This window comes from Pseudomonas sp. NPDC008258, assembly GCF_042956345.1.
GTDB lineage: Bacteria > Pseudomonadota > Gammaproteobacteria > Pseudomonadales > Pseudomonadaceae > Aquipseudomonas.
This window is the reverse complement of record NZ_JBIBGE010000015.1, coordinates 111,967-131,271: the sequence shown is the minus strand read 5'-3', so window position 1 is coordinate 131,271 and position 19,305 is coordinate 111,967. Positions and strand designations below refer to the sequence as shown.

The following is a 19,305-nucleotide window of genomic DNA, read 5'->3' as shown; positions in this document are numbered from 1 at the left end:
TCCTCTGCAAGGTTATCCCGTCATGCGTCAAGCATTGCCCCTCGTGCTGGCAGCCCTGCTACTGGGCGGCTGCGCCAGCCACAAACCTGAAGATTTCAACGGCACCTGGATCAACCAGGACGCCATCACTGCCGCCGTCAAAGGCGGCAGCTTGCGCCAGGCGCTGAATGAGCATGGCCCGGTGTTCGAGTGGAAGCTCGACGTCGCCAGCCAGCAGGCCAGCTACAGCAATGGCTTCGAGGCCGCTGACGGCCAGCTGAGCGCCAACGAAAAGCAATGGCAGGCCAGCTTCGACGGTGGCCAGACCGAACAGCTGTCGCTTGATGGCGACGAGCTGCTAACCGTCGATCAACGTGGTGCCAAGCAGGCCTTCGTACGCGCCAAGACGCCTGCGGCTGGCAACGCCCCGCTGGGTAGCAACTTCGAGAAGGCGTTGTACCAGGCCTACCTGGGTGGCAACTGGAAGATCACCGAAGGCCAAGGCAAAGGTGCCAGCGTGCGCTTCAGCGACACCGGCAACGTCACCGGCCTGCCCGGCCCGGACCGCTTCGCCCTGTGCCTGGCAGGCGACTGCGCGACCATGGGCGGCAGCAATGACAGCCTGTGGCTGGAGCGAAACCAGCGTGGTGCACCATTCATCATCAAGCGCGACGGCGACAAACTGGAGATTTTCCAGGCGGTGAACCGTGCGCAGCCGGATGAAATGCCGGAGCTGGCGGCGGGCAAGCGGCAGTGGGTGCTGGAGCAAGACTAAATCCGAACGCGGTCCCTGTGGGAGCGGGCTTGCCCGCGAACACCGGCGAAGCCGGTGCCATATACCGCGTTGCATTCTTCGCGGGCTTGCCCGCTCCCACAGAGATTCACATCACCCCTGGGGATCAGCCTTTCCCTTCCAGGATGGCGGCATACCCTTCCTTGTAACTCGGATACTCCGGCACCCACCCCAACGCCCGCGCCCGGGCATTGCTGCAGCGTTTGCTGCCCGTACGCCGCACCCGCTGCTCATCGGACCACTCGGTAACCCCCATGTACGCCCGCAGCCAGGCCACCACGTCGGCCAGCGGCGCCGGGTCGTCATCAACGCCAATGTAGTAGTCGTCCAGCACCTTGCCATCGGCATCGGCCTGCAGCAGGTGCGCCAGCAGGCTGGCGGCATCCTCGGCATGAATGCGGTTGCCGTACAGCGGCGGCTCCTCGGCCACGCGGTAACCTTGGCGCACCTGGCTCAGCAGCCATTCACGACCAGGGCCATAGATACCGGTCAGGCGCACCACGCTTGCCGGGATGCCGCTGCCCAGCGCCAGCTGTTCAGCCTCCAGCATCACCCGCCCGGAATAGCCCTCGGGCTCGGTGGCTGCACCCTCTTCGATCCATTCACCGTCTTTTTGGGCATACACGCTGCTGCTGGAAACGAACAACAGGCGACGGGGGCGCTGGCCACGCTCGGCGAGCCAGGCCAGCACATGGCGCAGGCCTTCGACATAGGCGGCCTGGTAGCCCGCCTCGTCGTGCTGGCTGGCCGCCACGCAGTACACCAGGTAGTCCAGCGGCCCCTGTGGCCAGGCGGGCGGAATAGACGGCTCGGCCAAATCGGCGGCAATCGGCGTAACGCCTGCAGGCAGTTGCCCGACCGAGCGGCGCAGGCCGCTTACCTGCCAGCCTTTGGCCAGCATCTGCGTGGCAAAGCGCCCACCTACATCACCACATCCCACCACCATCACGGAAAGGTCTGACATCGCTAAACTCCCTAGACCAATTGATCAGCCCGGCCACGCTACACGATGGATGGCTAGACCATAGGCGAAAAAAGCAACAAGATTACTTTTGTTAACAAGAATTACTTGCAATAATGGCGGCCAATTTGTTCTCGGCCTACTTCGAGGCCTTGGAGAACGTTCACTTTTTTCTTCATCAGGTCCGGCCAGCATGACACGTACTCAACCTTCCGCTTCGCCAACCCCGTCGCGCGCCTGGCGCGCCATCGCCGCGCTGACACTCAGCCTGGTGCTGGCCCCGGTGGCCATGGCCGATGAGCCAACCACCCCGGCGGCCGCGCCAGCCGCTGCTACCGCACCGGCTGCTCCGGCTACCCCAGCGGCACCGGCCGTGGAAGGCCAGGCACCTGCTGGCGAAGCACAGGCTGCCGCCCCGGCAGATTCGCAGGTAGTGGTTGATCCCGCCACCGACGCACTGGTTGAAGACACCTCGCTGGGCATGGCCCACGACCTGTCCCCATGGGGCATGTACAAGAACGCCGACATCGTGGTGAAGATCGTCATGATCGGCCTGGCGATTGCCTCCATCATCACCTGGACCATCTGGATTGCCAAAGGCTTCGAGCTGATGGGCGCCAAGCGTCGCCTGCGTGGTGAAATCGCCCAGCTGAAGAAATCCGCCAGCCTGAAAGAAGCCAGCGAAGTTTCCAACAAAGAAGGCACCCTGGCCCACACCCTGGTCCACGACGCCCTCGAAGAAATGCGCCTGTCGGCCAACGCCCGCGAAAAAGAAGGCATCAAGGAACGCGTCAGCTTCCGCCTGGAGCGCCTGGTGCACGCCAGCGGTCGCACCATGAGCAACGGCACCGGCGTACTCGCAACCATCGGTTCCACTGCGCCATTCGTCGGCCTGTTCGGTACCGTATGGGGCATCATGAACAGCTTCATCGGCATCGCCAAGACCCAGACCACCAACCTGGCCGTGGTTGCCCCTGGTATCGCCGAAGCCTTGCTGGCCACCGCCCTGGGCCTGGTCGCTGCAATCCCGGCTGTCGTCATCTACAACGTCTTCGCCCGCTCCATCGCTGGCTACAAGGCTCAGGTGTCCGACGCCTCCGCTCAGGTACTGCTGCTGGTCAGCCGTGACCTGGACCACCAGGGCAGCGATCGCGCCGCCCCGCACATGGTGAAAGTGGGGTAAGCCATGGGCCTGCATCTCAACGAAGGTGGCGACGACCTCGCCGAAAACCACGAAATCAACGTTACGCCGTTCATCGACGTAATGCTGGTGCTGCTGATCATCTTCATGGTGGCAGCCCCCTTGGCCACGGTCGACATCAAGGTCGACCTGCCGGCCTCGACTGCCAAACCGGCACCGAGGCCCGAGAAACCGGTGTTCGTCAGCGTCAAGGCCGACCAGAAGCTGTACGTCGGCGACGATCAGGTTGCTGCGCCCGACCAGCTTGGCCCGATGCTCGACGCCAAGACCAAGGGTGACAAGGAGACCACTATCTTCTTCCAGGCTGACAAGGGCGTGGATTATGGCGACCTGATGGAAGTGATGAACAACATGCGCGCGGCCGGCTACCTCAAGGTCGGTCTGGTAGGTCTCGAGACGGCAGCCAAGAAATGACGAAAACGCGCTCAAACATGGCGCGCTACGGTGGCAGCCTGCTGATCGTGCTGGGCGTGCACGTGGTCGCTGTGCTGCTGACGCTCAACTGGTCGGTGCCCCAGGCCATCGAGCTGCCCCCGGCAGCGATGATGGTCGAGCTGGCACCGTTGCCGGAGCCTGCGCCACCACCGCCACCGAAAGCGGCTCCACAGCCACCGGCACCGGTCGAAGAACTGCCGCTGCCAAAGCTGGTGGAAGCGCCCAAGCCCAAGATCGCAGTGCACAAGCCGCCCAAGCCGAAGGCCAAACCCCAGCCGCCAAAGCCGGAGAAAAAGCCTGAGCCGCCGACGGAAGCACCGCCAACCGAACAAACGGTAGACGCACCGCCCAGCAACACGCCACCGCAGAAGTCCGCGGCACCGGCGCCGAGCATTGCGTCCAACAGCAACGCCTTGCCAACCTGGCAGAGCGACCTGCTACGCCACCTGGCCAAGTACAAGCGTTACCCGGAAGACGCGCGCCGTCGCGGCCTGCAAGGCATCAACCGCCTGCGCTTCGTGGTCGACGCCGAAGGCAAGGTGGTGTCGTACGCCATGGCCGGTGGTTCGGGCAGTGCTGCACTGGACCGGGCGACCCTGGAAATGATCCGTCGGGCCGGCACGGTACCCAAGCCGCCACCTGAGTTGCTGAACAATGGCACGATCGAAGTCGTGGCACCGTTCGTCTACTCGCTGGACCGCCGCTGAGACTTTTGTTTCTGTCACAAATCGGCAAGTCTGATAACGTGCGTCTATCGATTGCAGCCGCTATGCTGGGCCCGCAACTTCATGGACGCACGTTATGACCCTCACAGAATTACGCTACATCGTCACACTCGCCCAGGAACAGCATTTCGGCCATGCCGCCGAACGCTGCCACGTGAGCCAGCCGACCCTGTCGGTCGGTGTGAAGAAGCTCGAGGATGAGCTTGGCGTTCTGATCTTCGAACGCAGCAAGAGCGCGGTGCGCCTGACCCCGGTCGGCGAAAGCATCGTCGCCCAGGCGCAGAAGGTACTGGAGCAGGCCCAAGGCATTCGCGAACTGGCCCAGGCCGGCAAGAACCAGCTCACTGCCCCGCTCAAGGTTGGCGCCATCTATACCGTCGGCCCGTACCTGTTCCCGCACCTGATCCCGCAACTGCACCGCGTGGCGCCGCAGATGCCGCTGTACATCGAGGAAAACTTCACCCACGTACTGCGCGAAAAATTGCGCAATGGTGAGCTGGACGCGGTGATCATCGCCCTGCCGTTCAACGAAGCCGATGTGCTGACCCTGCCGCTGTACGATGAGCCGTTCTGCGCCCTGATGCCGGCCGACCACCCGTGGACGGCGAAAAAGACCATCGATACCGCCATGCTCAACGACAAGAGCCTGCTGTTGCTGGGTGAAGGCCACTGCTTCCGCGACCAGGTACTGGAAGCTTGCCCGACCCTGAACAAGGGTGGCGAAGGCTCCAGGCACACCACGGTAGAGTCCAGTTCGCTGGAAACCATCCGCCATATGGTGGCCTCCGGCCTTGGCGTGTCGATCCTGCCGCTGTCTGCCGTGCACAGCCATCATTACGCCCCTGGCATCATCGAGGTTCGCCCGCTGACCGCCCCAGCGCCGTTCCGCACCGTGGCCATTGCCTGGCGGGCCAGCTTCCCGCGGCCGAAGGCCATCGAGATCCTCGCCGACTCGATCCGCCTGTGCTCGGTCGCCAAAGCCCCTGCGGAACAACCGGCCTGAGTCATGAGTGAGCTGTCGAAGGTCCCGGTCACGGTACTCAAGGGCGTTGGCGAAGCCATGGCGGAGAAGCTCGCCAAGGTGGGCCTGGAGAACCTGCAGGACGTGCTGTTCCACCTGCCCTTGCGCTACCAGGACCGCACCCGCGTGGTGCCGATTGGCCAATTGCGCCCAGGCCAGGATGCCGTGATCGAGGGTGTGGTCAGCGGTGCCGATGTGACCATGGGCAAGCGCCGCAGCCTGGTGGTACGCCTGGGTGACGGCACAGGTGTGCTGAGCCTGCGCTTCTATCACTTCAGCAACGCACAGAAAGAAGGCCTTAAACGTGGCACCCATCTGCGCTGCTACGGCGAAGCCCGCCCCGGCGCCTCGGGCCTGGAAATCTACCACCCGGAATACCGCGCGCTGAATGGTGACGAGCCACCGCCGCCGGTCGAGCAGACCCTGACGCCGATCTACCCGTCCACCGAAGGCCTTACCCAGCAACGCCTGCGCCTGTTGTGCCAACAGAGCCTGGGCCTGCTCGGCCCGCGCAGCCTGCCCGACTGGCTGCCTGACGAACTGGCCCGGGACTATCAGCTGGCGCCGCTGGACGATGCCATCCGCTACCTGCACAACCCGCCGGCCGACGCCGACCTCGACGAGCTTGCCGAAGGCCAGCACTGGGCCCAGCACCGCCTGGCCTTCGAAGAGCTGCTGACCCATCAGCTGTCGCAGCAACGCCTGCGCGAAAGCCTGCGCAGCCTGCGCGCGCCGGTGCTACCCAAGGCCACGCGCCTGCAGGCACAGTACCTGGCCAACCTGGGCTTCCAGCCAACCGGCGCGCAACAGCGGGTGGCCAACGAAATTGCCTACGACCTCAGCCAGCACGAGCCGATGTTGCGCCTGGTGCAGGGTGATGTGGGGGCCGGCAAGACTGTGGTTGCCGCCCTGGCCGCGTTGCAGGCCCTGGAAGCGGGCTACCAGGTGGCGCTGATGGCACCCACCGAGATCCTCGCCGAACAGCACTACATCACCTTCAAGCGCTGGCTCGAGCCCTTGGGCATCGAAGTGGCCTGGCTGGCCGGCAAGCTCAAGGGCAAGGCACGGGCCGCTTCCCTGGAGCAAATCGCCAACGGCGCACCAATGGTGGTCGGCACCCACGCGCTGTTCCAGGAAGAGGTGAAGTTCAAGCACCTGGCCCTGGCGATCATCGACGAACAGCACCGTTTTGGCGTGCAGCAACGTCTGGCCCTGCGCAAGAAGGGCGTGGCCGGCGAGCTGTGCCCGCACCAGCTGATCATGACCGCCACGCCTATTCCGCGCACCCTGGCCATGAGCGCCTACGCCGACCTGGATACCTCGGTACTCGATGAACTGCCACCCGGGCGCACGCCGGTCAACACCGTGCTGGTGGCTGACAGCCGCCGCTTCGAAGTGGTCGAGCGGGTTCGCGCTGCCTGCGCCGAGGGGCGTCAGGCTTACTGGGTGTGCACCCTGATCGAAGAGTCCGAAGAGCTGACCTGCCAGGCGGCCGAAAGCACGTACGAAGAGCTGGGCAGCGCCTTGGGCGAATTGCGTGTAGGCCTGATCCACGGCCGCATGAAGCCTGCGGAAAAAGCCGAGATCATGGCGCAGTTCAAAGCCGGTGAATTGCAGCTGCTGGTCGCGACCACTGTCATCGAAGTAGGCGTGGACGTACCCAACGCCAGCCTGATGATCATCGAAAACCCCGAACGCCTGGGCCTGGCCCAGTTGCACCAGCTGCGAGGCCGGGTTGGCCGGGGCAGTGCCGTCAGCCATTGCGTGCTGCTGTACCACCCGCCGCTGTCGCAGATCGGCCGCGAGCGCCTGGGGATCATGCGCGAGACCAACGACGGCTTCATCATCGCCGAAAAAGACCTGGAGCTGCGCGGCCCGGGCGAGATGCTGGGGACTCGGCAGACCGGCCTGCTACAGTTCAAGGTCGCCGACCTGATGCGCGACGCCGACCTGCTGCCAGCCGTGCGCGACGCCGCCCAGGCCCTGATCGCGCGCTGGCCGGAGCACGTCAGCCCGTTGCTCGACCGCTGGCTGCGTCATGGCCAACAATACGGGCAAGTGTGACGCCAGTCCCAGAATGGATCCAGATTTGCTCGCAGGCTGGTTATACTTCGCGTTTAAAAGAATCAGTGGATACGGACCATGACTGAAGTTGCCCTGGACACCGCAACCCCACACGCCCCCTCTGTTATCAGGCAGCTGCTGGATAAGGTTGGCGTCGCCTACCGAGAGGTGGTCGAACACTCGGAGCTGCCGGCCGCCTCGCGGGTGCAGGCAATCCTGCTTGACGATGAGATCGGCGCATTGATGGTGCTGTTCCCGCAGAGCAAGATGCTGGACCTCAACCGGCTGGAAGAACTGACCGGCCGCAAGCTCAAGGCGGTGCCACTGGCGCGCTTGAAACAGATGCTCGACAAGCACCAGCTGAAGAACCTGCCGGGTATTCCGGCACTGACCAGCTCACCTTGCCTCTACGAAGACAAGCTGCTGGCTGCCGAAAAATTGTATATCCAGTCTGGCGAAGCCGGGCTGTTGCTGGAAATCGAGCAGGAAGACTTCAAGCGCATGCTGAAAAAAGCCAGCGCTGGCAGTTTCGGCCAACCGGTCCGGGAAATCCGCCCCAACCTCAACCGCCCCGATGACGATACCCGGGAAATCACCACCGCCGTGCAGGCCTTCACGGCCCGGCGCATCCAGAAGCGCCTGGAAGAAACCATCGAGATCCCTCCACTGGCCGACACCGCGCAAAAGATCATCAAGCTGCGGGTAGACCCCAACGCCAGTATCGATGACATCACCGGCGTGGTCGAAACCGACCCGGCGCTGGCGGCACAAGTGGTGAGCTGGGCGGCATCGCCCTACTACGCTTCGCCGGGCAAGATCCGCTCGGTGGAGGATGCCATCGTGCGCGTGCTGGGCTTCGACCTGGTGATCAACCTGGCCCTGGGCCTGGCGCTGGGCAAGACGTTGAGCCTGCCGAAAGACCACCCGCAACAAGCCACGCCATACTGGCAGCAGTCGATCTACACCGCAGCGATCATCGAAGGCCTGACCCGCGCCATACCTCGGGCAGAACGCCCCGAGGCCGGCCTGACCTACCTGGCCGGACTGCTGCACAACTTCGGCTACCTGCTGCTGGCGCACGTGTTCCCGCCACACTTCTCACTGATTTGCCGCCACCTGGAGGTCAACCCGCACCTGAACCACACCTACGTGGAACAGCACCTGCTGGGCATCAGCCGCGAACAGATTGGCGCCTGGCTGATGAAGCTGTGGGACATGCCGGAAGAGCTCTCGACCGCACTGCGCTTCCAGCACGACCCGGCCTACGACGGCGAGTATTCGGCGTTCCCCAACCTGGTGTGCCTGGCCACCCGTTTGCTGCGTTCGCGGGGGATTGGTTCGGGGCCGCAGGAGGAGATTCCTGACGAGCTGCTGGAGCGCCTGGGGATTACCCGGGACAAGGCGGAGGATGTGGTGAACAAGGTACTCGAGGCCGAGAACCTGTTGCGTGAACTGGCTTCGCAGTTCCACGCACCGCATTAAGCATCAACGCATAACCTGTGGGAGCGGGCAAGCCCGCGAACACCGGCGCAGCCGGTGCCAAGCACCGCGTCGCTTGATTCGCGGGCTCGCCCGCTCCCACAGGTTAAGCACCAGCACCTTTGCTGGTTTTCAGCCCTACTTCTTCTTCGGCTTCAGGTACTTCATCAACCCCTGGAACCACATCACCAGCGCCGGATTGCCCTTGATCTGGATGTTCTTGTCCTGAATGCCCTGCATGAACGCCAACTGCTTGTTGCCCGCCTGCATCGTGGCGAAGCCATAGGCTGCGTCCTTGAAGGCAATGGCGAAGGCCGGCTGTGGGTGCGCGCCGCCCTTGCTGCTGATGCGCTCGTTATTGACGATGAAGTGCCGGGCGACATTGCCGTCCAGGGTCTGCATCTGGAACACCAGGTCCTTGCCCTTGAGCTGTTGCTGGAACGCCGGATTGTTACGGCTGGCCCTGGCCATCAACAGCCCCATGGCCCAGAGAAGAAAGCGGAACTTCATCAACGCGCCTCGAATAAAAAGTGACTAAGTCGCGCAGTCTATACTTTTCCAGGACGATTTATGCAAGTTCGAAACATTTTGCCTGCACAAAGCACAACGGGCGCCCTGGGGCGCCCGCTTGGCTGACACTGGGGTTGTCAGAAGGCGATCACTTGCCTTTCTTGGCTGGCTTGGCCGGGGCGTTGACGCTGTCGCGCAGGTTCTTGCCTGGCTTGAACGCCACGGTATTGCTGGCTTTGATCTTGACCGGCTCACCGGTTTGCGGGTTCTTGCCGGTACGCGCGCCGCGATGACGCTTTTCGAAGGTGCCGAAACCGACCAGGGTCACGGTGTCCTTGTCCAGGGCGCCGGTGATGCTGTCGAGAATCGCGTTCAAAACCTGATTGGCCTTTTCCTTGGTCAGATCGGCCTTATCGGCGATGACGGCGGCGAGTTCTGGTTTGCGCATAGTGAAGCCTCTTTGACGGAATTCTTGTTGTTATGCCGTGCTGCCTTTGGGAGCAGCGCTCAAGGCACCGCAGGCTCTAATCTGCGGCAGACGGAAGTGAGAATGGCACGAGCTCCGGGGCCGCGCCAGTATCTGGGCGGCCATTGTGCGGGCAACAACAGGATAAATCCGACAGAACGCCCTCTATTTAAGCCATTACCGCCGGTAACTGGCGATTCAGCGCCAGCTTCTCCATGACGGCGGCCCCGGTCAGGGCGTAGCCCAGCAACTGGCCGTCAGCGCCATGGCAGAGCACTTTGAGGTCACTGCCCTGCCCCTCCACCTGCCAATGACCGTCCTGGCCCAAGGGTGGCGGCGAGACCACCAACGGGCAGGCCGGTGTTTTTACAGTGATCGGCATTGGCCCGTAGGCGACCGCGGTCGGCTTGCCGGCCAAGGTTTGCGCCAGCGCCCGGGCACAGCTCATCAGCGGCATCACGTAGAGCAGGTTGATGCCATCGACTTCGGCACAGTCGCCGAGGGCGAAGATGTTGGCGTGGGACGTACGCAGCTCGCGGTCTACGCTGACGCCACGGTTGGTCTGCAAGCCGGCTGCGGCAGCCAGATTGATGCGAGGGCGCAGACCGATGGCCGAAACCACCAGGTCGCAGGCGATGACGCTGCCATCGGACAGGTGTGCCTCCAGGCCGTTGACTACCTGTTGCACACGGTTCAGCACCGGGCCCAGGTGGAAACGCACGCCCAGGCCTTCCAGCCCGGCTTGCACGGCCGCCGCAGCGGCTGGGTGCAGCAGGGTTGGCATCACCTGTTCGCACGGCGCGACCACGTCCACCTGGAAGCCACCCACGCTCATGTCGTTGGCAAATTCGCAACCGATAAGGCCCGCACCAAGAATCAGCACGCGCTGTTTGCCAGCGGCGGCGGCCCGGAAGCGGGCATAGTCTTCCAGATCGTTGATCGGGAATACCCACTCACCTGCATCGCCTTCAATCGGCACCTGCACGGTCTGGGCGCCCCAGGCCAGCACCAGGTCGCGGTATTCAACGGCCTCTTCGCCGATCCACAGGCGTTTGTGGCCCGGGTCGATGCCGCTGATGCGGGTGTGGGTGCGGATCTCGGCGTTCAACTGCACGGCCATTGCGCCGGGTTCGGCCATGACCAGGCCATCGGCGCCTTTCTGCTTGGCAAAGCCCATGGAGAGCATGGGCTTGGAATAGGAACGACCGTCGTCGGCAGTGATCAGCAGCAGCGGCGTCTGCGCATCGAGTTTGCGAAATTCACGGGCCAGGTTGTAGCCCGCAAGGCCGGTACCGATGATTACCACGGGGGACGTCATGTCGTGCTTTCCTCGATTAGCCGATGGAGATCATTTCAAAATCGCTTTTGCCGACACCGCAGTCGGGGCACAGCCAGTCTTCAGGCACGTCTTCCCAACGCGTGCCGGGGGCGATGCCGTCGTCTGGCCAGCCTTCTGCTTCGTCGTAGATCAGGCCGCAGACAATACACTGCCACTTTTTCATCAGGTCTTTTTCCTCGGGTCAGGCTGGGGCTTTGTGTAGCTGCTGAGGGCCTCTTCGCGGGCTCGCCCGCTCCCACAGGGCGAGGTGCATAACCTGTGGGAGCGGGCGAGCCCGCGAATGGGGCCGACGCGCAATTCTTGGGGGCTTTGTAGCGGCCCCGCCACCAGTATGCAAGCAGTCGGGGCAATCATGCTAAGCTCGCCGCCTCTCTGGTTGTAACAAGCAGACCGACGTGTCGTACGAATCCCCGCAAGCAGCCACTGTGGCGTGGCTGCCGTATTCACGGCTGGCGACCGACATCGACCAGCCCACCCTTGACTGGCTGTTCGACGAGGGCTCGCTGACCCGCCGCCTGACCCGCCTGTCCTTTGATCACTTCTCTGTTACCCCGCTGTTCGAGGGCTGGCAGCCGCTGCGCGATGATGAATGCCAGGCGCTGGGCATTGCCTCCGGCGCCGAAGGCTGGGTACGCGAGGTATACCTGCGCGGCCATGGCCAACCCTGGGTATTCGCCCACAGCGTCGCCAGCCGCAGCGCCCTGGAGCGCGGCGGGCTGGACCTTGAAACCCTGGGCAGCCGCTCGCTGGGCGAGTTGCTGTTCTGCGACCAGGCGTTCATTCGCCACCCCATTGAAGTGTGCAGTTATCCACAGGCATGGTTGCCAACCGAAGCCGCTCATGACGCATTGTGGGGGCGCCGTTCGCGCTTCGAGCGTGGCGGCCTGGACCTGCTGGTGGCAGAAGTATTCCTGCCGGCACTGTGGCAAGCGGCCAAGGAGGAGAACCGCTGATGTACCTGCAACTGCTCAAGTCGCTCAACCGCCTGCACCCGCGGGCCTGGGACTTCGTCCAGCTCAGCCGCATGGACCGGCCGATCGGTATCTACCTGCTGCTGTGGCCAACCTTGTCGGCGGTGTGGATCGCCGGCAACGGTTCACCGACCCTGGCCAATGTGCTGATCTTCGGCCTTGGCGTGGTGCTGATGCGCGCTGCAGGCTGCTGCATCAACGATTTTGCCGACCGCAAGGTGGACGGCCACGTCAAGCGCACCGCCGACCGGCCCTTGGCCAGTGGCCGGGTCCGGCCGCGCGAGGCATTGGCACTGTTCGCCATCCTGGTCGGGGTCAGCTTCCTGCTGGTGCTGTGCACCAATAGCCGCACGGTGTGGCTGTCGTTTGGCGCGGTGGCGTTGGCGTTCTGCTACCCGTTCATGAAGCGCTATACCTATTACCCACAGGTGGTGCTGGGTGCCGCGTATTCCTGGGGCATTCCCATGGCCTTCACGGCAGCGGGTGGCGAACTGCCGGCCAGCGCCTGGCTGCTGTACATCGCCAACTTGCTGTGGACGGTGGGTTACGACACCTATTACGCCATGGTCGACCGCGATGACGACCTGAAGATTGGAGTGAAGTCGACCGCAATCCTGTTCGGCGAGGCCGACCGCACCATCATCCTGACCTTGCAGCTGCTGTCGCTGGGCTGCCTGTTGCTGGCGGGTAGCCGCTTCGAGCTGGGGGGCTGGTTCCACCTGGGGTTGCTGGGTGCGGCGGCGTGCTTTGCGTGGGAGTACTGGTCGACACGCAAGCTGGACCGGGAGTCGTGCTTCAAGGCGTTTCTGCACAATCACTGGGCGGGGTTGCTGGTGTTTATTGGTGTGGTGCTGGACTACGCACTGCGCTGAAAACTCTGGGGCTGCTTTGCAGCCCATCGCGACACAAGGCCGCTCCCACATGGTCCTGCATACGCCGATCAATGTGGGAGCGGCCTTGTGTCGCGAAAGGGCCGCAAAGCGGCCCCGGCAATTTCAAGGCTTGGCGATATGCCAGACATCCTTCACGCCATCACCGGTCTTGTCCCCGGCCTTCTTGTCCCTGACGAAGGTATATAGCGGCTTGCCGTCGTAAGCCCACTGCATCGAACCGTCATCACGCTTGATCTGTGTCCACTTGCCGTCAGGCTTTTCACCATCCATGACCTTCAACGGCGGCCAGTTGGTAGCGCATTCGCCATTGCACATCGACTTGCCACCCGCATCCTTGTCAAAGGTGTACAACGTCATGCCGGCATGATCGACCCACATGCCGTCCTTCTCCATGGCATGGTGGGCCGACGCCACCCCCGGGAGCGCCAGCGCAGCGAAAAGGGCCATCCAGCTCAGCGTTTGTCGTGTCATTGGATTCACCATTGTTTCGGGGGGATTAGGTTCGGGTTGCCGCCGCTGCGGCCCTTTCAAGCCTAGTCCAGTCACGGAATGTCGCCAGAACGGCCAACACCCTGTCACACAGCTGCAATAATTCCGTTATCTAATGCGGGCCAAGACACCGAATCCAGGAGAGGTTTTGAGCATGGTTGGCAGAAACATTCTGATCGTCGACGACGAAGCGCCCATTCGCGAGATGATCGCCGTTGCCCTGGAAATGGCCGGCTATGACTGCCTGGAAGCGGAAAACTCCCAACAGGCCCACGCGATTATCGTCGACCGCAAACCGGACCTGATCCTGCTCGACTGGATGCTGCCAGGCACCTCCGGCATCGAGCTGGCCCGCCGCCTCAAGCGCGACGAGCTGACCGGCGACATCCCGATCATCATGCTCACCGCCAAGGGTGAAGAAGACAACAAGATCCAGGGCCTGGAAGTGGGCGCTGACGACTACATCACCAAGCCGTTCTCGCCGCGTGAGCTGGTGGCGCGCCTGAAAGCCGTGCTGCGCCGCACCGGCCCGAGCGACAGCGAAGCACCGATCGAAGTCGGCGGCCTGCTGCTCGACCCGATCAGCCACCGCGTGACCATCGACGGCAAGCCGGCCGAGATGGGCCCCACCGAATACCGCCTGCTGCAGTTCTTCATGACCCACCAGGAGCGCGCCTACACCCGTGGCCAGCTGCTGGACCAAGTGTGGGGTGGCAACGTGTATGTCGAGGAACGCACGGTTGACGTGCACATCCGCCGCCTGCGCAAGGCGCTGGGTGAAGCCTATGAAAATCTGGTACAAACCGTCCGGGGCACTGGCTACCGCTTCTCGACCAAGAGCTGATCGAGTTCAAAAGCGCCACGCTGCACGTTGTTGTACAAGGACCGTCAATTGAACCAGAACTGGCACGCGACCCTGATTCGCCACCTGCTGTTGCTGTTTACCGTCTGCCTGATCGGTGGGCTGGTCAGTGGCTACTATGGCTGGAGCCTGGCCATTGGCCTGGCGCTCTACCTGGGTTGGACCCTCAAGCAACTGCTGCGCCTGCACGACTGGTTGCGCAATCACCAACCCGATGAAGCACCGCCCGATGGCTACGGCCTGTGGGGTGAGGTGTTCGACAGCATCTACCACCTGCAACGCCGCGACCAGCGAGTGCGTGGCCGCCTGCAGGCGGTGATCGACCGGGTGCAGGAGTCCACTGCCGCACTGCGTGACGCCGTGATCATGCTCGACAGCGACGGCAACCTGGAGTGGTGGAACCGTGCCGCCGAAACCCTGCTGGGCTTCAAGACCCCACAGGACGGTGGCCAGCAGGTCACCAACCTGGTGCGCCACCCACGCTTCAAGGAGTACTTCGAAGCGGAGAACTACCTCGAACCGCTGGAAATCCCCTCGCCAATCAACGACCGCATGCGTGTGCAACTGCACATCACCCGTTATGGCAACAACGAGCACTTGATGCTGGTGCGCGATGTCACGCGCATCCACCAGCTGGAACAGATGCGCAAGGACTTCGTCGCCAACGTCTCGCACGAGCTGCGCACGCCGCTTACCGTGATCACCGGCTATCTGGAAACCCTGCTGGATAACGTCGAAGACGTGAACCCGCGCTGGAAGCGCGCTTTGCAGCAGATGAGCCAGCAAGGCTCGCGCATGCAGACGCTGCTCAACGACCTGCTGCTGCTGGCCAAGCTGGAAGCCACCGACTACCCGTCGGACAACCAGCCGGTGGCAGTCGATGCCTTGCTCACCGCCATCAAGAACGACGCCCAGGCGCTGTCCGGGCCACGCAACCAGCGCATCACGCTGGAAGCGGCGCCTGGCGTGAAGCTCAAGGGTAGCGAGTCTGAACTGCGCAGTGCCTTTTCCAACCTGGTGTTCAACGCGGTCAAGTACACCCAGGACGAAGGCAACATCCGTATCCGCTGGTGGGCCGATGCCCAGGGTGCACACTTGTCGGTACAGGACTCGGGGGTGGGCATCGACGCCAAGCACTTGCCCCGCCTGACCGAACGCTTCTACCGGGTCGACTCCAGCCGGGCGTCGAATACCGGTGGTACCGGCCTGGGGCTGGCGATCGTCAAGCATGTGCTGATGCGCCACCGCGGCAAGCTGGAAATCAGCAGTGTGCCGGGGCATGGCAGTACCTTTACCTGTCATTTTTTGCCGGCACAATTGGCCAACGGCAAGGCTTGAGACCCTTGGGGCTGCTTTGCAGCCCATCGCCGGCAAGCCAGCTCCCACAGGTGTTCCGCTTTCCCTGTGGGAGCTGGCTTGCCGGCGATGGGGCGCAACGCGCCCCCAAAAAATCCAGCACCCTTTGCTTTTGCGGCTTCAGCCGCTACATTGGATCCCCTGTGCCAGCTAGAGCTGGCACTTTTTTTCTCTCTATTTCTAAGACGGACCCCGTAAAAACTCCATCATGGACCCTTCCCCTGGTATCAGCCTCACCTCGTTATTCGCCGACTTCGGCATGATCATCTTTGCCTTGCTGCTGGTGCTGCTCAACGGCTTCTTCGTTGCCGCCGAGTTCGCCATGGTCAAGCTGCGCGCCACCCGCGTAGAGTCCATTGCCGAACAGCATGGCTGGCGCGGCAATATCCTGCGCAAGGTACACAACCAGCTCGACGCCTACCTGTCGGCCTGCCAGCTGGGTATCACCCTCGCCTCCCTGGGCCTGGGCTGGGTTGGCGAACCGGCGTTTGCCCACCTGCTGGAGCCGCTGCTCGCCTACTTTGGCGTCGACTCGCCCGAGCTGATCAAGGCCATCTCGTTCTTCATCGCCTTCTTCGTCATCTCCTACCTGCACATCGTGGTCGGTGAGCTGGCACCCAAATCCTGGGCCATCCGCAAACCCGAGCTGCTGTCGCTGTGGACGGCAGTACCGCTGTACCTGTTCTACTGGGCGATGTACCCGGCCATCTACCTGCTCAATGCCAGCGCCAACACCATCCTGCGCATAGCCGGCCAGGGCGAGCCAGGCCCGCACCACGAGCACCACTACAGCCGTGAGGAACTCAAGCTGATCCTGCACTCCAGCCGTGGCCAGGACCCAAGCGACCAAGGCATGCGCGTGCTGGCGTCGGCCGTGGAAATGGGCGAGCTGGAAGTGGTCGACTGGGCCAACTCGCGTGAGGACATGGTCAGCATCGACGCCCATGCACCGCTGAAGCAGATCCTGGCCCTGGTGCGCCGCCACAAGTTCAGCCGGTACCCGGTGTATGACGCAGAGCGTGAAGAGTTCACCGGTTTGCTGCACATCAAGGACCTGCTGCTGGAGCTGGCCGAGCTGGAGCACTTGCCCGAGACCATCGACCTGGACGACCTCGCCCGGCCGCTGGAGCGCGTATCGCGGCACATGCCGCTGTCGCAACTGCTGGAGCAGTTCCGCAAAGGGGGTGCGCACTTCGTGCTGGTGGAAGAAGCCGACGGCAAGGTAATCGGCTACCTGACCATGGAAGACGTGCTGGAAGTGCTGGTGGGCGATATCCAGGACGAGCACCGCAAGACCGAGCGCGGCATCCTCGCCTACCAGCCGGGCAAACTGCTGGTACGCGGTGATACGCCGCTGTTCAAGGTTGAGCGCCTGCTGGGCATCGACCTCGACCACATCGAGGCAGAAACCCTGGCAGGGTTGGTCTACGAGACACTCAAGCGCGTACCTGAAGAAGAGGAAGTGCTGGAGGTCGAAGGGCTGCGCATCATCATCAAGAAGATGAAAGGGCCGAAGATCGTGCTGGCCAAGGTGCTGAAGCTGGATTAAAGCCCATTCGCGGGCTCGCCCGCTCCCACAGGATCACCTGAGGCCGGGCCTTTCAGATTACCTGTGGGAGCGGGCGAGCCCGCGAAGAGGCCGGCACAGATCATGGGTTACCCGCAGTAAAATCCGGCAACCCGCTGATCGGCTTGTCGAACCTGTAAGGTATCGACTCCAGCGCCAACCCCACATTGCGCTGGACCACAAAATGCAGGTGCGGCCCGGTGCTGTTGCCGGTATTGCCCGACTTGGCCAGCACCTGCCCCTGGCGCACCCGCTGCCCCTCCGCTACCACCACCGAACCGCGCATCAGGTGCAGGTACACGCCCATGGTGCCATCGGGGTGCAGAATCCTGACAAAGTTGCCCGAAGGGTTGGGCGCCCGCCCGCTCTGGCTGTTCTCTGTCTTTACCACCACGCCCTCGCGTGCAGCAATGATGGTGGTGCCTTCGGGCATGGCGATATCCATGGCGTAGCGCCCTTTGGGCCCGAAGTGGCTGACCCGCCCGTTAGGCCCCTGGGTGACGCGAAACGGCCCGCCAACCCAAGGGAACGCATAACGGAAGCCTTGGGGGCGCATACCCGGGTCACCCATGGCCTGCAGCAGGGTCGAACGGTAATTCAGCAGCAGCCCTGGCCGCCCCCGGAGCACGCTGAGCATTTGCGTGGTACGCGGCGGCAGCAACCTACGCACGATACGCGGGGCATCGCCGCCCTGTGCGTTCACCAGGTTGTCTAATCGCAACTCGACTTCAACGGGAACATGCAGCTCGTTGCGTGCCGAAAAACTCACGCCACCGTCAAAGACCTTGGCGTTCAGCAACACCTGGCCCTCCAACGTTTCGACCATAGGGTCGCGCAGCACCAAGGGCTTGGCGCCAGGGCCTGGGCGGTCGGAATAGGAGACCACACCGTAATCGTCAGTGATCTTGTAGAGGGTCACACCCAGGCTCGACGCCGAGACCATGAGCAATGCACAGAACAGCAGCAGGCGCGTGGGCATGATAGTGGCTTTTTGACAGTTTTGATTTGTCGAAGCCTAGCAGCGGGTTCTGTGGTGGGTATTGCAGTTGGTCGGATGGCGACCGCAGGCCTGGCCTCATCGCCGGCAAGCCAGCTCCCACAGGTACAGCGCCAGCCTCAGGCCTCGTGCGCATCCTGTGGGAGCTGGCTTGCCGGCGATGAGGCCAGTAGCCGATACTCAGGCGCCTGGGGTGAAGTGCTTCTGCGCAGTCCCGCGGGCAATCAGCCGCGACAGGTAATCGAGCTTCTGGGCATCCTGATCGACGAACTTGAACGTCAATTGCAGCCAGTCGCTGTCAGGTTTGGGCTCCAATGCGGCAACGGCATGCAGGTAACCGTTCAAGCGCGCGACTTCGGCGCTCTCACCTTGTTCCAGGTCCAGCACAGCCCCTTCCAGCACCTGCGGCAACGCCGCGCTGCGGCGCACTACCAGCAGGGCTTCTTTCAGGCTCAGCGCCTTGATTACGCAAGGTTGCGTGCCGCTGGCCAGGCGCAACTGGCCTTGGCCACGGCCGGTCGGTGCAGGCGCTGGCGGTGTGGGTGCGCTGGCCAATGGCTTGGCCGCAGCGGGCACGGGTGCCGCCACCTTGGCCGCCTCTGGCTTGCCACCTGTCAGCGCACTGAGCGAATCGTTGGCGAATGCCGAGTTGGCCCGCGCCGGGCCGATGGCCGTCAGGCTCTCGAGCTTGCCGATCTTGGCCAGTGCCTTTTTCACCTTGGTCAGCAGCTGCTCGTTGGTGAACGGCTTGCCGACAAAGTCGGAAACGCCCGCCTGGATCGCCTGGATGACGTTTTCCTTGTCGCCACGGCTGGTCACCATGATGAACTGCAGGTTTTTCAGCGCAGGCTGCTGACGGCACCAGGTGAGCAGTTCCAGCCCAGACATTTCCGGCATTTCCCAGTCGCACAGGACCAGGTCGAATGCTTCCTTGTCCAGCATCGCCATGGCCTTGCGACCGTTGACGGCGTCGTCGATGGCCATGCCCGGGAAGGCATTGCGCAGGCACTTGCGGACCAGGTCACGGATAAACGGGGCGTCATCCACGACCAGCACATTCACTTTACTCATCGATACTCCTTTTAATCCCGACTAGCCTACTGCCAAATAGTGGCTACTTGCTACAACCTGGTCACGCCGGGACTTCTTCGCATCGTTCGCGGGTGCCTGCCGGCTCCTCGACCGCAAACGAAAACG

General features: G+C 63.0%; 20 protein-coding genes. 12 read left to right on the top strand and 8 right to left on the bottom strand.

Translation table 11 applies throughout. The features are described from left to right. The first annotated feature begins 22 nt into the window (after positions 1-22). Complete coding sequence (locus ACFY9W_RS14620) at positions 23-754, top strand: hypothetical protein (protein WP_391131379.1); 732 nt, start codon at positions 23-25, stop codon at positions 752-754. Between the two features lie 124 nt (positions 755-878). On the opposite strand, the gene ACFY9W_RS14615 is transcribed toward ACFY9W_RS14620, so the two are convergent. Further along, positions 879-1,736 (bottom strand): NAD-dependent epimerase/dehydratase family protein, encoded by an 858-nt coding sequence (locus tag ACFY9W_RS14615; protein ID WP_391131377.1) that lies wholly within the window; start codon positions 1,734-1,736, stop codon positions 879-881. 190 nt (positions 1,737-1,926) lie between these two features. Between ACFY9W_RS14615 and exbB the strand changes: the two genes are divergently transcribed. The 6 genes from exbB to ACFY9W_RS14585 all read left to right on the top strand — a co-directional run bounded on the left by exbB (position 1,927) and on the right by ACFY9W_RS14585 (position 8,661). Further along, positions 1,927-2,916 carry a tonB-system energizer ExbB gene (gene exbB, locus ACFY9W_RS14610; protein ID WP_391131375.1) on the top strand — a complete coding sequence of 330 codons (990 nt, stop codon included), beginning with the start codon at positions 1,927-1,929 and terminating at the stop codon, positions 2,914-2,916. A gap of 3 nt (positions 2,917-2,919) precedes the next feature. After that, entirely contained in the window at positions 2,920-3,348 is a 429-nt protein-coding gene (exbD, locus tag ACFY9W_RS14605; RefSeq protein ID WP_003253367.1) for a TonB system transport protein ExbD, read from the top strand. Continuing rightward, complete coding sequence (locus ACFY9W_RS14600; protein WP_391131372.1) at positions 3,345-4,076, top strand: TonB family protein; 732 nt, start codon at positions 3,345-3,347, stop codon at positions 4,074-4,076. Before exbD ends, ACFY9W_RS14600 begins: the two co-directional genes overlap by 4 nt. Before the next feature lie 94 nt (positions 4,077-4,170). After that, a complete protein-coding gene (locus ACFY9W_RS14595) occupies positions 4,171-5,097 on the top strand; it encodes a hydrogen peroxide-inducible genes activator (RefSeq protein WP_286111794.1) in 927 nt (308 codons plus the stop codon). 3 nt (positions 5,098-5,100) lie between these two features. Next, positions 5,101-7,179: an ATP-dependent DNA helicase RecG gene (gene recG / locus ACFY9W_RS14590; protein ID WP_391131369.1), complete on the top strand. Its 2,079-nt coding sequence runs from the start codon at positions 5,101-5,103 to the stop codon at positions 7,177-7,179. Positions 7,180-7,257: 78 nt separating this feature from the next. Next, positions 7,258-8,661 carry an HDOD domain-containing protein gene (locus ACFY9W_RS14585; RefSeq protein WP_391131367.1) on the top strand — a complete coding sequence of 468 codons (1,404 nt, stop codon included), beginning with the start codon at positions 7,258-7,260 and terminating at the stop codon, positions 8,659-8,661. A gap of 135 nt (positions 8,662-8,796) precedes the next feature. Here the strand turns inward: ACFY9W_RS14585 and ACFY9W_RS14580 are convergent, their stop codons facing one another. The 4 genes from ACFY9W_RS14580 to ACFY9W_RS14565 form a co-directional block, all read right to left on the bottom strand. Next, entirely contained in the window at positions 8,797-9,168 is a 372-nt protein-coding gene (locus ACFY9W_RS14580) for a helicase (protein WP_391131365.1), read from the bottom strand. A 148-nt stretch (positions 9,169-9,316) separates the two neighbouring features. Beyond that, entirely contained in the window at positions 9,317-9,616 is a 300-nt protein-coding gene (locus tag ACFY9W_RS14575; RefSeq protein WP_003253355.1) for an HU family DNA-binding protein, read from the bottom strand. Between the two features lie 187 nt (positions 9,617-9,803). Next, positions 9,804-10,952, bottom strand: coding sequence for an FAD-dependent oxidoreductase (locus ACFY9W_RS14570; RefSeq protein WP_391131363.1), 1,149 nt, complete (start codon positions 10,950-10,952; stop codon positions 9,804-9,806). Between the two features lie 16 nt (positions 10,953-10,968). Then, entirely contained in the window at positions 10,969-11,136 is a 168-nt protein-coding gene (locus tag ACFY9W_RS14565; RefSeq protein WP_003253349.1) for a rubredoxin, read from the bottom strand. 232 nt (positions 11,137-11,368) lie between these two features. On the opposite strand from ACFY9W_RS14565, the gene ACFY9W_RS14560 reads away from it, so the two are divergent. Beyond that, on the top strand, positions 11,369-11,926 hold the full coding sequence (locus tag ACFY9W_RS14560) for a chorismate lyase (RefSeq protein ID WP_391131361.1): 558 nt from the start codon (positions 11,369-11,371) through the stop codon (positions 11,924-11,926). Continuing rightward, entirely contained in the window at positions 11,926-12,816 is an 891-nt protein-coding gene (gene ubiA / locus ACFY9W_RS14555; RefSeq protein ID WP_391131359.1) for a 4-hydroxybenzoate octaprenyltransferase, read from the top strand. Before ACFY9W_RS14560 ends, ubiA begins: the two co-directional genes overlap by 1 nt. A gap of 123 nt (positions 12,817-12,939) precedes the next feature. Here ubiA and ACFY9W_RS14550 read toward each other — a convergent pair whose 3' ends face one another. After that, positions 12,940-13,308, bottom strand: coding sequence for a hypothetical protein (locus ACFY9W_RS14550; RefSeq protein WP_391131357.1), 369 nt, complete (start codon positions 13,306-13,308; stop codon positions 12,940-12,942). Positions 13,309-13,480: 172 nt separating this feature from the next. On the opposite strand from ACFY9W_RS14550, the gene phoB reads away from it, so the two are divergent. The 3 genes from phoB to ACFY9W_RS14535 all read left to right on the top strand — a co-directional run bounded on the left by phoB (position 13,481) and on the right by ACFY9W_RS14535 (position 17,093). Continuing rightward, complete coding sequence (gene phoB, locus ACFY9W_RS14545) at positions 13,481-14,170, top strand: phosphate regulon transcriptional regulator PhoB (protein ID WP_003253341.1); 690 nt, start codon at positions 13,481-13,483, stop codon at positions 14,168-14,170. 48 nt (positions 14,171-14,218) lie between these two features. Then, on the top strand, positions 14,219-15,526 hold the full coding sequence (phoR, locus tag ACFY9W_RS14540; RefSeq protein ID WP_391131354.1) for a phosphate regulon sensor histidine kinase PhoR: 1,308 nt from the start codon (positions 14,219-14,221) through the stop codon (positions 15,524-15,526). A 226-nt stretch (positions 15,527-15,752) separates the two neighbouring features. Continuing rightward, the gene (locus ACFY9W_RS14535; RefSeq protein ID WP_391131352.1) at positions 15,753-17,093 is read left to right on the top strand and encodes a CNNM domain-containing protein; all 1,341 of its coding nucleotides are present in this window, start codon (positions 15,753-15,755) and stop codon (positions 17,091-17,093) included. A 100-nt stretch (positions 17,094-17,193) separates the two neighbouring features. On the opposite strand, the gene ACFY9W_RS14530 is transcribed toward ACFY9W_RS14535, so the two are convergent. Together ACFY9W_RS14530 and ACFY9W_RS14525 are read right to left on the bottom strand one after the other, a co-directional pair. Then, a complete protein-coding gene (locus ACFY9W_RS14530; protein WP_391131350.1) occupies positions 17,194-18,090 on the bottom strand; it encodes a peptidoglycan DD-metalloendopeptidase family protein in 897 nt (298 codons plus the stop codon). Positions 18,091-18,288: 198 nt separating this feature from the next. Further along, positions 18,289-19,179, bottom strand: a complete 891-nt coding sequence (locus tag ACFY9W_RS14525) for a response regulator (RefSeq protein ID WP_391131348.1) — start codon at positions 19,177-19,179, stop codon at positions 18,289-18,291. Positions 19,180-19,305: the final 126 nt, after the last annotated feature.

What these genes read in the sequence shown, in the direction of transcription:
- ACFY9W_RS14580 (WP_391131365.1), bottom strand. Translation starts at nt 9,168, where the DNA reads ATGAAGTTCCGCTTTCTTCTCTGGGCCATGGGGCTGTTGATGGCCAGG.
- ACFY9W_RS14570 (WP_391131363.1), bottom strand. Translation starts at nt 10,952, where the DNA reads ATGACGTCCCCCGTGGTAATCATCGGTACCGGCCTTGCGGGCTACAAC.
- recG (WP_391131369.1), top strand. Translation starts at nt 5,101, where the DNA reads ATGAGTGAGCTGTCGAAGGTCCCGGTCACGGTACTCAAGGGCGTTGGC.
- ACFY9W_RS14535 (WP_391131352.1), top strand. Translation starts at nt 15,753, where the DNA reads ATGGACCCTTCCCCTGGTATCAGCCTCACCTCGTTATTCGCCGACTTC.
- ACFY9W_RS14615 (WP_391131377.1), bottom strand. Translation starts at nt 1,736, where the DNA reads ATGTCAGACCTTTCCGTGATGGTGGTGGGATGTGGTGATGTAGGTGGG.
- ACFY9W_RS14530 (WP_391131350.1), bottom strand. Translation starts at nt 18,090, where the DNA reads ATGCCCACGCGCCTGCTGCTGTTCTGTGCATTGCTCATGGTCTCGGCG.
- ACFY9W_RS14595 (WP_286111794.1), top strand. Translation starts at nt 4,171, where the DNA reads ATGACCCTCACAGAATTACGCTACATCGTCACACTCGCCCAGGAACAG.
- ACFY9W_RS14585 (WP_391131367.1), top strand. Translation starts at nt 7,258, where the DNA reads ATGACTGAAGTTGCCCTGGACACCGCAACCCCACACGCCCCCTCTGTT.
- ACFY9W_RS14600 (WP_391131372.1), top strand. Translation starts at nt 3,345, where the DNA reads ATGACGAAAACGCGCTCAAACATGGCGCGCTACGGTGGCAGCCTGCTG.
- ACFY9W_RS14575 (WP_003253355.1), bottom strand. Translation starts at nt 9,616, where the DNA reads ATGCGCAAACCAGAACTCGCCGCCGTCATCGCCGATAAGGCCGATCTG.
- ACFY9W_RS14565 (WP_003253349.1), bottom strand. Translation starts at nt 11,136, where the DNA reads ATGAAAAAGTGGCAGTGTATTGTCTGCGGCCTGATCTACGACGAAGCA.
- ubiA (WP_391131359.1), top strand. Translation starts at nt 11,926, where the DNA reads ATGTACCTGCAACTGCTCAAGTCGCTCAACCGCCTGCACCCGCGGGCC.
- ACFY9W_RS14620 (WP_391131379.1), top strand. Translation starts at nt 23, where the DNA reads ATGCGTCAAGCATTGCCCCTCGTGCTGGCAGCCCTGCTACTGGGCGGC.
- exbB (WP_391131375.1), top strand. Translation starts at nt 1,927, where the DNA reads ATGACACGTACTCAACCTTCCGCTTCGCCAACCCCGTCGCGCGCCTGG.
- phoB (WP_003253341.1), top strand. Translation starts at nt 13,481, where the DNA reads ATGGTTGGCAGAAACATTCTGATCGTCGACGACGAAGCGCCCATTCGC.
- ACFY9W_RS14550 (WP_391131357.1), bottom strand. Translation starts at nt 13,308, where the DNA reads ATGACACGACAAACGCTGAGCTGGATGGCCCTTTTCGCTGCGCTGGCG.
- ACFY9W_RS14525 (WP_391131348.1), bottom strand. Translation starts at nt 19,179, where the DNA reads ATGAGTAAAGTGAATGTGCTGGTCGTGGATGACGCCCCGTTTATCCGT.
- exbD (WP_003253367.1), top strand. Translation starts at nt 2,920, where the DNA reads ATGGGCCTGCATCTCAACGAAGGTGGCGACGACCTCGCCGAAAACCAC.